14 protein-coding genes are annotated in these 12,821 nt (G+C 62.2%); 6 read left to right on the forward strand and 8 right to left on the reverse strand.

The window, feature by feature from the left end; genetic code table 11:
- Positions 1 to 150: 150 nt before the first annotated feature.
- Both LU682_RS10765 and LU682_RS10770 read left to right on the forward strand, forming a co-directional pair.
- A complete protein-coding gene (locus LU682_RS10765; RefSeq protein ID WP_003251108.1) occupies positions 151 to 1,464 on the forward strand; it encodes an MFS transporter in 1,314 nt (437 codons plus the stop codon).
- Between the two features lie 137 nt (positions 1,465 to 1,601).
- Positions 1,602 to 2,894 carry an OprD family porin gene (locus LU682_RS10770; protein ID WP_010954761.1) on the forward strand — a complete coding sequence of 431 codons (1,293 nt, stop codon included), beginning with the start codon at positions 1,602 to 1,604 and terminating at the stop codon, positions 2,892 to 2,894.
- Positions 2,895 to 3,065: 171 nt separating this feature from the next.
- Here the strand turns inward: LU682_RS10770 and LU682_RS10775 are convergent, their stop codons facing one another.
- Positions 3,066 to 3,251 (reverse strand): hypothetical protein, encoded by a 186-nt coding sequence (locus LU682_RS10775; protein WP_049587743.1) that lies wholly within the window; start codon positions 3,249 to 3,251, stop codon positions 3,066 to 3,068.
- A 260-nt stretch (positions 3,252 to 3,511) separates the two neighbouring features.
- Here LU682_RS10775 and LU682_RS10780 point away from each other — a divergent pair, with 260 nt between their 5' ends.
- A complete protein-coding gene (locus tag LU682_RS10780; RefSeq protein ID WP_172835027.1) occupies positions 3,512 to 3,787 on the forward strand; it encodes a hypothetical protein in 276 nt (91 codons plus the stop codon).
- A 312-nt stretch (positions 3,788 to 4,099) separates the two neighbouring features.
- Here LU682_RS10780 and LU682_RS10785 read toward each other — a convergent pair whose 3' ends face one another.
- Positions 4,100 to 5,005, reverse strand: coding sequence for a LysR family transcriptional regulator (locus LU682_RS10785; RefSeq protein WP_049587744.1), 906 nt, complete (start codon positions 5,003 to 5,005; stop codon positions 4,100 to 4,102).
- A gap of 98 nt (positions 5,006 to 5,103) precedes the next feature.
- Between LU682_RS10785 and LU682_RS10790 the strand changes: the two genes are divergently transcribed.
- The gene (locus LU682_RS10790) at positions 5,104 to 5,865 is read left to right on the forward strand and encodes a sulfite exporter TauE/SafE family protein (protein WP_010954755.1); all 762 of its coding nucleotides are present in this window, start codon (positions 5,104 to 5,106) and stop codon (positions 5,863 to 5,865) included.
- 1 nt (position 5,866) lies between these two features.
- Here LU682_RS10790 and LU682_RS10795 read toward each other — a convergent pair whose 3' ends face one another.
- From LU682_RS10795 to LU682_RS10815, 5 genes are all read right to left on the reverse strand, one after another.
- Positions 5,867 to 7,291, reverse strand: coding sequence for a GGDEF domain-containing protein (locus tag LU682_RS10795; RefSeq protein ID WP_049587745.1), 1,425 nt, complete (start codon positions 7,289 to 7,291; stop codon positions 5,867 to 5,869).
- Positions 7,292 to 7,428: 137 nt separating this feature from the next.
- Positions 7,429 to 9,258, reverse strand: a complete 1,830-nt coding sequence (locus tag LU682_RS10800) for an SLC13 family permease (protein ID WP_010954753.1) — start codon at positions 9,256 to 9,258, stop codon at positions 7,429 to 7,431.
- Between the two features lie 126 nt (positions 9,259 to 9,384).
- Positions 9,385 to 9,777 carry a glycine zipper domain-containing protein gene (locus LU682_RS10805; RefSeq protein WP_010954752.1) on the reverse strand — a complete coding sequence of 131 codons (393 nt, stop codon included), beginning with the start codon at positions 9,775 to 9,777 and terminating at the stop codon, positions 9,385 to 9,387.
- A gap of 73 nt (positions 9,778 to 9,850) precedes the next feature.
- The gene (locus tag LU682_RS10810) at positions 9,851 to 10,036 is read right to left on the reverse strand and encodes a hypothetical protein (RefSeq protein WP_004577263.1); all 186 of its coding nucleotides are present in this window, start codon (positions 10,034 to 10,036) and stop codon (positions 9,851 to 9,853) included.
- A 243-nt stretch (positions 10,037 to 10,279) separates the two neighbouring features.
- Positions 10,280 to 10,570: an RcnB family protein gene (locus LU682_RS10815; protein WP_010954750.1), complete on the reverse strand. Its 291-nt coding sequence runs from the start codon at positions 10,568 to 10,570 to the stop codon at positions 10,280 to 10,282.
- A gap of 117 nt (positions 10,571 to 10,687) precedes the next feature.
- Between LU682_RS10815 and LU682_RS10820 the strand changes: the two genes are divergently transcribed.
- Positions 10,688 to 11,038, forward strand: coding sequence for a hypothetical protein (locus LU682_RS10820; protein WP_012051882.1), 351 nt, complete (start codon positions 10,688 to 10,690; stop codon positions 11,036 to 11,038).
- Between the two features lie 169 nt (positions 11,039 to 11,207).
- A complete protein-coding gene (locus LU682_RS10825; protein WP_003251085.1) occupies positions 11,208 to 12,029 on the forward strand; it encodes a class I SAM-dependent methyltransferase in 822 nt (273 codons plus the stop codon).
- Here LU682_RS10825 and LU682_RS10830 read toward each other — a convergent pair whose 3' ends face one another.
- Positions 12,030 to 12,797, reverse strand: a complete 768-nt coding sequence (locus LU682_RS10830) for an SDR family oxidoreductase (protein WP_232885749.1) — start codon at positions 12,795 to 12,797, stop codon at positions 12,030 to 12,032. It lies immediately after the preceding gene.
- Between the last annotated feature and the right edge of the window lie 24 nt (positions 12,798 to 12,821).

A 12,821-nucleotide genomic window follows, 5' to 3' on the forward strand; every position in this document is an offset into this window, starting at 1 on the left:
ACCGCCTGCTGTCCGGGTGGTCGCCCCGCAGGAGCACTCGGGGTCTTCAGGCGCTGTCCAGGCCCGCCGCGTAGAATGCGCGGCGTGCCCGGCGCGTCGAAAACTGCTGGCCTTAAAACAACCACAAAGTCGCCCGCCAGGAGACAGGAAATGCCAATTGCGAATGCAACCACGGTCCACAGTGACATCGACCATGGCACGAAAGCGCTGTACAGCAAGATCACCTGGAGGCTCATCCCCTTCTTGTGTTTCTGCTACCTCGCAGCTTATCTGGACCGCATCAATGTCGGCTTCGCCAAGCTGCAGATGCTCGAAGACCTGCAGTTCAGCACAGCGGCCTATGGCCTGGGTGCAGGGCTGTTCTTCGTCGGCTACATCATCTTCGAAGTGCCGAGCAACCTGATCCTGCAGCGCGTTGGCGCCAAGCTGTGGATCGCCCGCATCATGATCACCTGGGGCCTGCTGTCGGCCTGCACCATGTTCGTCACCAGCACCACCCAGTTCTATATCCTGCGTTTCCTGCTGGGGGCGGCCGAGGCCGGCTTCCTGCCAGGCGTGCTGTACTACCTGACCATGTGGTACCCCACCTATCGCCGCGGGCGCATCATTGCCCTGTTCATGATCGGGCTGCCGTTGTCGAGCGTGATTGGCGGGCCGATTTCTGGCTGGATCATGGGGCATTTCGACCAGGTTCAAGGTTTGCATGGGTGGCAGTGGCTGTTCCTGCTGGAGGCGATCCCCAGCGTTTTGCTCGGCATCCTCACGTTCTGGGCATTGCCTAACCATTTCCAGCAGGCCAAGTGGCTGTCGGCTGACGACAAGGCACAACTGGCGGCAGACCTGGCCGCCGACGATGCCGAGGGCAAGGACAGCAAACACAGCTTCCGCGATGGCTTCTTCAACCTTAAGGTGTGGATGCTCGGTGGTATCGACTTTTCGATCCTGCTCAGCGCCTATGCGATGGGCTTCTGGATGCCGACCTTCATCCGCGATGCGGGCGTCAGCGACACCTTCCATATCGGCCTGCTCACGGCCATTCCAAGCCTGGCCGCGCTGGCCGGCATGCTCATGATCGGGGCCAGCTCCGACCGCCACCGCGAGCGCCGCTGGCACATCATCGTGCCGTTTATCATTGGTGCAATCGCCATGGCCAGCAGCACCTTGTTCAGCCAGAACCTGGTGATGACCGTGGTGCTGTTCGCCATTGCCTCGGCGGCGATCATCGGCGCGGTGCCGGTGTTCTTCAGCCTGCCGGCGACTTTCCTCAAAGGCACCGCAGCCGCCACCGGCTTTGCCCTGGCCTGTTCGGTAGCCAACATCGCCGGCCTGGTGAGCAACTCACTGATGGGCGTGGTCACCGACCTCACCGGCACCTCGCACGCTGCGCTGTGGGTGTTTGCCGGCTGCCTGATCCTCAGCTGCTTCCTGGTCATCGCCTTGCCGGCCAAGCTGGTCAACCGCTAGCGGCCCAGCGCTTCACGCAACGGCAGGGCAGGCGGGCCGGGGCCCGCCTGCCGACCTCTCTCGATGCAACCCGCACGCCGGTGGCCATGCAGTGCCGCCGCGCCGGGTTGCTGTTGCCCAAATCCAGGAGTAGCCCTATGCAAGGTTTCACTGCGCCGCGTTTTTCTTCGTCTGCACGCCTGGCCGGCGGTTGTATTGCCGCCGCTTTGTGTGCAGAGGCCACGGCAGAAGAGGCCGGTTTCATCGAAGGTGCCCGCGCCACGCTGCAGGCGCGCAATTACTTCTTCAGCCGCGACTATGCCGATATCAAGGGCGCCAGCACCCAGTCGCGCACCCAGGAATGGGCGCAGGGGTTTATCCTCAATGCCAGCTCCGGTTATACCCAGGGCACCCTTGGCGTGGGTGTGGATGTTACCGGCCTGCTGGGTTTCAAGCTCGACAGCAGCCCGGAACATGCCCGGTCCGGGTTGCTGCCCAGCCTGGACAGCGGCAAGTCGGCGGACGAATACAGCCGCCTGGGTGCGGCGATCAAGTTCAAGGTGTCGCAAACCGAGCTGAAAGTGGGCGAGTTGATGCCCAACCTGCCGGTGCTGCTGTTCAGCGATTTGCGCCTGCTGCCGCCGACATACCAGGGCGCGATGCTGGAGTCGCGCGAGTTCGCCGGGTTGACCCTGAGCGCCGGCCAGTTCCGCTCCACCAGCCTGCGCGACTCGTCCAACAGCCAGAAGATGTACGCGCTGGTCAACGACCCGATCAACCCGGCGCGGCTGGCGCGTTTTACCAGCGACCGGTTCAACTACGTGGGTGCCGACTATGCCTTCAACGACAACCGTACCAGCGTCGGTGTCTGGCAGGCGCAGTTGGAGGATATCTACCAGCAGCGCTTCTATAGCTTCAAGCATGCCGAGCCGCTGGGGAGCTGGACGCTGGGGGTCAATGCCGGCTACTTCGATGCCCGCGAGGACGGGAGCAAGGTGGCTGGCGACTACGATAACCATGCGCTGTTCAGCCTGTTCTCGGCCAAGACCGGCGGGCATACCTTTTATGTGGGCTATCAGCAGATCGGCGGCGATGACGGCTTTATCCAGGTAGGCGCCAACACCAACCCGATGGGTAATACGCTGCCGACCTATGAGTTCTCGGCGCCGGGTGAACGCTCGTGGCAGGTGCGACATGATTACAATTTTGTCGCCTTGGGGCTTCCAGGGCTGACGTCGACCCTGCGTTATGTGAAGGGGCGGGACGTGGAGACAGGGCTGGGCTTTGAAGGGCGTGACCGCGAGCGTGACCTGGACCTGGCCTACGTCGTGCAAAGCGGGCCGTTGGCCGGGCTTGGGATACGGGTGCGCAATGTGATGGCGCGCTCCAACTACCGGACAGATATAGATGAGAACCGCTTGATTCTGAGTTACACGATCAAGGTGTTCTGAGGGGATAGGTGACCCGGCGCCAGCTCGGCTTCCGAAGCAACCTTATGCTGCGAAGAAGCAATAGCTGCCTAAGGCAGTCGTTTGCCTTACCGCGCTCTTCGCAGCGCAAGGTTGCTCGTGCAAGGGGATGGGTAGGCCTGAGCTGTGGAGCATGACAATGGCTCTTGCAGGTCACTGCAAGGTGTCGGGCTTCAGGCTATCCGGCAGCTGCCAAATGGCCTCCTCAAGCCGCGCGATCGGGCCAGTGAGTTGATCCGCTTCCTTGTCCTTGCCTTCACCTCTTAAGCGCTCACGCTCAACGCGCAGGTTAAGCAGATTTTTCTGCAACTTCAGTGCAGAGGTTTTGAACGAGTCCATGATTTGCTCACGCTGTAGGCTTCCGTACCGTTGTAGGAAAAATGGACCGTAGCAGCTCGAATTTGCCGGAGAAACTGATGTTTCATACAGGCAATACTCATTGCTGCGTCATTTCCTACGGAGTGCGGTAAATAATCCTACAAGTCGTGTTTCAGATCGTGTCCTCCCAAGCAAACTCAATCTACCGTATTGGCTGGGTTCGGGCGCTTTCGAGGGGCAGCGCACTCAACGCAGGTACTGCGCAAAGCTGGAGGCGTGTTTTGAAACTTCATGTATCAATTGCCGGCCCGCGAGCGACACGTGCTCAGCGTCAACCACTGCGGCTGCATCCAGCTCGGCGGCATCTGCGCATCACATCTGATCCGCTTTTTTTCCATAAACCTGAATCTGTAACCGTATCAGCCCAAGCTCGACAATATGCCCATTCCCGCATCACAACTGTAGAGGTTCCAATGGGCAAGCTGGCGCTGTTCCTGGGTGGTTTTCTGCTGCTGACCATTCTGATTGGTATTCTTGGCACCATTCCGCCAAGCTGAGTTCAACTGCGTTTTCCCCTGCGCGGCCCGTCCACTCCAAGCGACGGGCCCAATCTATTGGCCAACAGCCGGTCATCTTTTTCATCGCACTGCTGGGTCAGCATCAGGTGCAAGTCATTCTCAGGGCAGGCGTGGATCGAGTGGGTCAGGTTGGCCAATTCGCCTTTCTGCTTGTGCGATAAGTCGTTCTTTACGCTGGGAAATCTGTCCACAAAAAACGTGGGTAGGTCTGTGGATAAAGTGCTGCAAGCCAGACCCGCGGCGGGCTCTGTTAAATTGAGCAGAATTTGAACAGTCGTTTCATGGCTTGTTTCAGTGCAGCGGGCCGGCTCGGCGCAGGGCGGCCAGCAAGTCACGCACTCGCGTCGGCAACTCGCCGGCAGGGTATACAGCATGCATCTGTGGGTCCTGGCCGCTACTGGACGTCAAGCGGTACTGCGGGCACACCCGCACCAGGCGGCCGGCCTTGACCTGTGCTTCGCCGACCCAGGCGGCAAGGCGAGCGATGCCGGCGCCGGCCAGGGTGCTGTGGTACACCGCGCCTCCTGAGCCCAGGCGGAGCCTGGGCCTGGGGCGAAGGCTGGTGATCTGGTCATTGTGGCAAAAGTGCCAGGCCTTGAGGATGCGTGGCGCGGTATGCAGGATCAAGGTGTGTCCATCCAGGTCTTCCGGATGTTGCGGTGTGCCAGCCAGGGCCAGATATGCCGGGCTGGCATACAGGTGGCGCCGGTAGGGCCAAAGCGGGTAGCCGATCAGCTCGCTCGATTGCGGGAAGGCGCCGCGCACCACGAAGTCGAATTTACCTTGCAGCGGGTCAAGGGCTTCGTCGCTGTACTGCACGTCCAGGGTCACCTGAGGGTGGCGGCGGGAAAACTCGGCAAGCACTTGCGGTAGCACATGCTCTCCCAGCAGTTGCGGCGCGGCAAAGCGAATCCAGCCTTGGGCGTTGCCGCTGAGCGCGGCCAATTCGTCGGCTGCATCGCGTTGCACATCCAGCAAGCGTTCGGCATGCGGCAGCAAGCGCTCGCCGGCCTCGGTCAGGGTGACGGCGTTGGCGTTGCGGTTGAGCAGTTTGCTTCCCGCATTGTCTTCCAGGGTTTGTACCGCGCGCGTAACTGCGCTGGGTGAACGCCCCAGGGCGCGGGCGGCAGCAACGAAGCTGCGCTTGTGCGCCACGCTGACGAACGCCTGAATTTCCCGCAGCATGTCCAGTGCCATGGCCTGCTCCTCGTTGCAGTTATCGCAATATGGCATTTCAACACAAGTGTGCCACTTTGATTAGCCTTGCAGGCGTCTTCACTGCCTGGAACCGCATCATGATGGATATTGCTGTGCTTTCTGTGTTCGCCTTCGCCGCTGGGTTGATCGACGCCGCGGTGGGTGGCGGCGGGCTGATCCAGATCCCGGCCTTGTTCAACGTGTTGCCCTCCGCGCAACCGGCCGCCTTGCTCGGCAGCAACAAACTGGCGTCCGTGTGCGGCACGGCCTTCGCGGCCCGCTCGTTCATCCGTAAAGTGACGCTGGATTGGGGGTTGATCGTACCGGCGGCACTCAGTGCCTTTGTCATGTCGTTCGCGGGGGCCGCCACGGTGTCACTGGTACCCCCCAGCGTGATGCGTCCGGCGGTGCTGGTGCTGATCGTGCTGATGGCTGTCTACACCTTCTGCAAGAAGGACTTCGGCACCTTGCACACACCTGCCCAGGTCGGCCGCAAGGAGCAGTGCCTGGCAGTGCTGATCGGCGGTGCTATCGGCTTCTACGATGGCCTGTTCGGCCCGGGCACCGGTAGCTTCCTGATCTTCCTGTTCATCCGCTTCTTTGCCCTGGACTTCCTGCACGCCTCGGCTTCGGCCAAGGTGGTGAACATTGCCACCAACCTGGCGGCGCTGGTGTTCTTCGTGCCGACGGGCAACGTGCTGTACGCCATAGCCTTGCCCATGGCAGTGTGCAACATTCTCGGCGCGCTGACCGGTACCTGGCTGGCGGTACGCAAGGGTGCCGGGTTTGTCCGCGGGCTGTTCCTGGTGCTGTTGTGTGTGCTGATCGCCAAGCTGTCGTGGGACCTGCTGGCCGGCTAGTTCAGATCACCAGGCGCTGTGCTTCGGCCTGTTCGACGCGGTTGCGGCCCCGGGCCTTGGCCCGGTACAGCGCCTGGTCGGCACTGGCCAGCAGTTCGTCGAGGCTGGGGGCCGGCATGTCTGCGTCGCAGCCTGCCACACCGATACTCACGGTAATCTGCAGGCGCTGGTCGGCCTGTGTCACGTGCAGGTCCTGTATGGCGCGGCGCAGGCGTTCGGCGGTGAAGTTGGCCCGCTCTGGCGCAAGTCCGGGCAGGATGACAACGAATTCTTCGCCACCCAGGCGTGCGATCAGCTCATCGTTGTGCAGCTGGTCCTGGAGGGTGCTGGCGAATTGGCGCAGCACCTGGTCACCGACGGCATGGCCGTGGGCATCGTTGATCGACTTGAAGTGGTCGATGTCCAGCATCATCAGGGTCAGCGGCAGCGCCTGGGCGTGCTGTTGACGGCTCTCCAGCAGCGCGTTGGCGCGGCGTGTGAAGGCGCTGCGGGTGAGCACACCGGTGAGGTGGTCGACGGTGGCCTGGTGCGCCAGGCGGGCCATGAGGCTACGGTTGGCCTGGCTGACGCAGGCCACCACCAGCGGCCCGAGCACCAGCATGGCGATGCCCAGGCGCGCCGACATCAGCGTGGTAACCCCAGGCTCGCTCTGCGGCACGCTGAAGTGCATGAGGTTTTGCGCCACAGCCACGATCAGCGTACTGCCGGCCGTGAGCGTCAGCAATGAAACCAGAAACGGTGAATAGGTCCAGGCACACCACAGTAACGCGGCAATCGGGAAGGCAATGGCCCCAGGGCCACCGAATGCGATGCTGAATGCCAGCGAGGCCAGCAGTACCAGCAACGGCGCCAGGCGGATGGGCTGCGCGCCGCCGCGCACCAAGGCCCGCACCGAGGGCGCTGTAAGCAGCACCGGCAGCACCAGCACGCCGGTCGAGAACTGTTCGCTGAACCAGGCTAGCCAGGTGGCGCGCAACGACTGTTCGAACCAGGGTGCGGCCATTACCGCTGCCATGCTCGCGGCCACCATGGCAGCGGCGGCGCAGGCGGCGAACACGCTGAGTACGCCGTGCGGGCTGCGCATGCGCCGGTGCATGCGTGGCAAGCGCGACAGCAGCTGCCAGAGGGTGACCACCACGCCAAGATTGCACAGGTTTAACCACAGAGCCGGTACCCAGGCGCTGCCACACAGCAGGTCGGCCCCGACCATGGCCAGCCACACCAGGCTAAAGCCCGTAAACGTGGCTTGACGGGGGTAGCGCAGCAGTACGCCGGCCAGTACGGCATTGACTGGCCAGAACAGCGACAGCGATTCGATCGGGCGTGCCAGGATACCGCCCAAGGTAAGGGCGAAGGTTACGCCAACTACAACGACATAAGGCAACACGCGCGATTGGGCTGGAAAAACCATGAACTCGACCGGCAAGCGGAAACGAAATCCAGGACAACGCGATAGAGCACCTGGGGCAATTACCTGCAGTGTGTTGGCTCAGGGTGGTTGATGTCAATCTGCCGCGATTGGTTGCGATAATGTCAAATTGCCTCTATTTCTGGCCACTTTCCTCACAGCCCGAAGAACCACGGCACCATCACGACGGTAACCAGCATCACCAGCACGGTGAACGGCACGCCAATCTTGACGAAGTCAGCGAAGCGGTATTGCCCGGGCCCAAGCACCAGCGTGTTGACCGGTGATGACACCGGCGTCATGAATGCCGCTGACGCGGCCAGTGCGACGGTCATGGCGAACGGGTAGGGCGACATGCCCAGCTGCGCCGCAGTGCTGACAGCCACCGGCGCCATCAGAACCGCGGTGGCGGTGTTGGAAATGAACAGCCCGATCACTGCGGTGACGGCGAACAGGCAGGCAAGAATGGCGCTGGGGCCGGCACCACCCAGCACGTTCACCAGCCCACCCACCGCCAGGTCGATGCCGCCGGTTTTCTGCAGCGCCTGGGCGAAGGGCAGCATGCCCACGATCAGCACCAGGCTTTGCCAGTGGATGGCGCGGTAGGCACTGTTCATGTCGATGCAACGGCCTGCGCCCATCAGCAAGCAGCCGATCAACGCTGCAATGACATTGGGTACGGCGCCGCTGACCATTAGCCCGACCATTACCGCCAGGCTAAGCAACGCTTGCGGCGCGCGAGTGCGGGCTGGTGCGACCAGGTCGATCTCGGCGGGCAAGCTCAGGACCAGGAAATCTTTGGGCTTGCTTTGCAATTGGCGTACTGCCTTCCACGGGCCGACTACCAGCAGCGTGTCGCCAAGGCGCAGCTTTTCTTCCACCAGTTGCTCTTCGATAGCGGCCTGATCGCGGCGCAGGCCGACCACGTTGAGGCCATAGCGGGTGCGAAACGCCAGTTCGAGAATACTCTTGCCGATCAACTGCGAGCCGGGCGGCAGCGAGACCTCAGCCATTCCCAAATCCTGGGACTGGTCGATGAAGTACGCGGCCTTGAAGTGCAGCGGCTCCAGGTGCATGGTTTGGCATAGGCTGCGCAGGTCGTCATGCTTGGCGAACAGATCGAGCAGCAGCACGTCGCCCTGATGCAACACGGTGCCCGAGTCGGCCGCGATCACGCGCGTTGTGAACTTGTGCTGGCGCTCGATACCGATCACGTTGGCGCCGTGTCTGGTGCGCAGTTGCAGTTCGCCAAGGTTGTGGCCGATCAGCGGCGACTGAGGGCGGATGCGCAGGCGTCGTTCACGGCCGTTGAGCTTGTAGTCCAGTACCAGGTCCAGCAAGGTGCGGCGGCTTTCCACCCGGCCGTCCTTACGCACTTCACCGTTGAGCCAGTGCCGGGTCAGCAGCATGTAGCCAATGCCCAGTACCAGCACCACCAGGCCGAACGGGGTAAAGCTGAAGAAGCTGAACCCCGCTTCGCCATGGCGGACCAGCTCGCTGTGCACCACCACGTTGGGCGGTGTAGCGACCAGGCTGAGCATGCCACTGATGAGGCCGGCAAAAGCCAGTGGCATCATCAGGCGGCTGGGTGACAGCTGCAGGCGCGCAGCGATGCTCAGCACCACCGGGATGAAAATGGCCACCACGCCGGTGGAGCTCATTATCGATCCCAGCCCGGCCACCGCCACCATCAGCAGTACCAGCAGGCGTGCTTCGCTATTGCCGGCCCGCTCGCTCATCCATTCGCCGATGCGATAGGCAATGCCGGTGCGCACCAGGCCTTCGCCAATCACGAACAGCGCGGCGATCAGCACCACGTTGGGGTCGCTGAACCCGGCCAGGGCCTGTTCCACGGTAAGGATGCCGAGTAGTGGCAGGGCGAGAATCACCAGCAGCGCGACCACGTCCATGCGTGGGCGGTTGATGACGAACAGGATGATCACGATGGCCAGCAGGCCGAGGACCCAGAGCAACTCATGGTTCATGGGGAGGGGGTGTTCCTTCACACGGGGGCACGATAGACAGTAGCAGTCAGTGTGCCAGCTTGTAGTGAAGGGGGTGTTGATGTGCTGCAACAAAAAGGGCCGCTATGCGGCCCTCCGGTCACGGGGTCAGTGACGGTGGCGGTGGTGCTTCTTGCTGCCGCGGTTGTTGTCGCCCAGATGGTTGCCGAGGGCACCACCGGCCGCGCCGCCCAGGCCGGCACCCACGGTCGAACCGGTCTTGCCGCCTACTGCGCCGCCCAGCAGCGAGCCGCCGGCCGAGCCCAGGCCACCGCCGATGGCGGCTTCGGTACGGTTGCCTTTGCGCGCACCGACAGCGCTGCCGGCTGCGCCGCCAACGCCGGCACCGATGGCTGCGCCGGTCTTGCCGCCGAGCTGTTGACCAACAACGTTGCCCAGGACACCCCCCAGGCCACCGCCAATGGCGGCAGTACCGTCACCGGCGAAAGCGCCCTGGCATAGCAGCAGGCCGAGGGCAAGGGAAGGCAGAGTCAGACGCATGATACGAACCTCAAAGGAATCATCAGGATAAGTCGCCGCGCAACGGGCGGCAGGTCAGGGCTGAAAGGACGCTTCAGCGGTAGTAGCGGTCACCGCGGTATTGCCGATCGTCATCGTCGTCGCGGTCATGGCGGTGGTGGTGGCGATGGTCACGGTCGCGGTCACGCCAGCCGTCGTCATCATGGTAGCGATGGCTATGGCAACCTGCGGTCAGCAGGACAACAGCAACCAGAGAAAGGCTTGCAAGACGCGTGAGCACGATATAGGTCCTTGATCCGCATAGGTTTACGGGGCACCTTTTAAGACTGGGACCGATCGATTTGGTTTCCCGGGCGGGCAAAAAAATTATGCTTCAAGTGATCAGCGCCAAGGCGTCCGTCTGAAAGAACGGGCTGTGGCGCTGACCGGCATTGATCGTTCCAAGCGTATCAACACGTTCTGGCCATGCTTGGCCGGCGGCGAAGTGCTGTGCAATGGGTCGCCTTGGCCGGGGCGTGTCGAATCAGGATGCTGGTTGAATCGCCAGCACCACGCCATTGGTGATCTGCACCAGCACATAATGCTTGCCCATGCGCACCCAATGGCTTTCCTTTTCCGGTTCGGGCAGGCCTTTGGCTTTCCAGTCCTGGATGGCCTGGTCATCGCGTTTGTACTGGTCCGGGGCCTTGTCGCCGACGTTCAGTTCACGGTTGTGGGTTTCGGGGGCTGTGATGCTTTCTTCGCTCGAGGGGGCGGCGCTGACGCTCAGGGGCAGGCAAGGCAGGGCGGCGAGTAGCAGATAGTGCAGTTTCATGATGGGTTCCTCGTGATGGCATGTTTTATCTGCGACAGCGGCAAGTGCGCGGCAATTCACTCGGGATGCCTGCCAGTGCTAGAGTCGCCTTCTTTTTTGCGACCCCGAGGATGGAACATGCGTGCGATTCTGCCGTTGGCTGCGGTGCTGATGCTGGCCGGTTGTGCTTCTGCGACCATGGAAACGGCGCGTGGCGGCAAGCCGACTGCGCAGCTCGACTCGCACAAGGCGCCAGAGCTGGTTGCCCAGTGCATCCAGTTCAGCTGGCAGGAAGAGAAGGTTTTCGGTGATGACGCCAGCGGCTACCTGGAGCCGCGCAAGCAGGGCGGATTCACCGTGTTTACCCGTGAGGCCGAAGCGTTCGTGGACGTTTACCCGCAGTCGGGCGGGACGCGTGTGGATTACTACGCGAAGCAGAACGACGGCGTGGCTCTGCAGCGCCGAGCGGCTGCTGCAACCTGCCTGTAACGGCTGGCGCTATCGCCGCTCCTGTAAGGGCCCGTGCATTCAGGGTACTGAGCAAGGCAGTTGTTGCCACAGCAGAGGCGCGCGGGCTTTACAGTTTTTTTCAAGGCAGTTGTGTCGCAGCGCGCGCGGTGGCGGCTAGCATAAGGTGCTTCCACGCAAGGACGACACCATGGACCGTTCACTGCAACTCAACCGTATAAGCTGGGATGAGCGTGCCCCATTGCACGCCGCTTCGAAGGACTACGAGGTCGAACGCCTGGTCCAGCAACACGGGCACTTGTCCGAAACCGTACGCTTCGACCTGCCATTGCTCGGTGACATCGACGGGCTTGATACGGTCCACTTGCAGTGCCACATCGGCACCGACACCCTGTCGCTGGCGCGCCTTGGCGCCAAGGTTTGCGGCCTGGATTATTCCAAGGCTTCGCTGGCCGAAGCACGGGCATTGGCCGAGCGATGTGCGCTGCCCATCCAGTATGTCGAGTCTGACGTCTATGCCGCCGACAAGGTACTGCCGGCGGGTACGTTCGACCTGGTCTACACCGGTATTGGCGCGCTCTGCTGGCTGCCCCGCATCGAGCCATGGGCACGCACCGTCGCGGCACTGCTGAAACCGGGCGGGCGACTGTTCCTGCGCGACGGGCATCCGATGCTGATGGCTGTCAACGAAGATCATCAGGACCGCCTGCAGCTCGAATATCCGTATTTCGAGCACGAAGCGCCGACGGTGTGGCACACCGACCAGACCTACGTCGAAACCGATCAACGCCTGACCCACACCGAAACCCACGAGTGGAACCACGGCCTGGGTGAAGTGATCACCGCCTTGCTGGCTCACGGCCTGCAGCTGACAGCGCTGGTCGAGCACCAGAGCATCCCCTGGGAGGCGCTGCCAGGGCAGATGGTCAAGGGCGAAGACGGCGAATATCGCCTGCGCGAGCAGCCTGCACGCCTGCCCCTGAGTTACACCTTGGTCGCCGTCAAAGCCTGATCAGGACAGGAAGCCACCGTCGACATTGAGCGTGGTGCCGGTGGTGTAGCTGGAGGCATCGCTGGCCAGGTACAGCACCGCACCCGCCATTTCCTTGGGGTCGGCCACGCGTTTGAGGGGGATCTGCTGCAAGGCGGCGTTGAGGATCTCTTCGTTCTTCACCAATGCCGAAGCGAACTTGGTATCGGTCAGCCCCGGCAGTAGCGCGTTGCAGCGAATACCGAAGGGTGCACACTCTTTGGCGAACACCTTGGTCATGTTGATGACCGCCGCCTTGGTCACCGAGTAGATGCCTTGGAACAGCCCGGGTGAAACACCGTTGATCGACGCCACGTTGATGATGCTGCCGCCGCCGTTCTCGCGCATCAGCTTGCCAGCCTCCACCGACATGAAGAAGTAACCACGGATGTTCACGTCCACGGTCTTCTGGAACGCCCCTGGGTCGGTGTCCAGCACATTGCAGAATTGCGGGTTGGTGGCTGCATTGTTGACCAGCACGTCCAGTCGCCCGAACTGTTCGCGAATGCCGGCGAACACCTGCTGAATCTGTTCCAGCTCACCAATGTGGCAGGCCACAGCCGTGGCCTTGCCGCCGGCGGCAATGATGGCGTCGGCCACCTGCTGGCACCCGTCAAGCTTGCGGCTGGAAACGATCACATGGGCCCCTTGCTGCGCGAGCAAGTGGGCGATGGCCTCGCCGATGCCACGGCTGGCGCCGGAAACAAAGGCAATCTTGCCGTCGAGGTCGAACAGGTGGGTCTTGGACATGCTGTTTTCCTTGTTATCCGTCGT

Source organism: Pseudomonas alloputida, from assembly GCF_021283545.2.
Classification (GTDB): domain Bacteria; phylum Pseudomonadota; class Gammaproteobacteria; order Pseudomonadales; family Pseudomonadaceae; genus Aquipseudomonas; species Aquipseudomonas alloputida.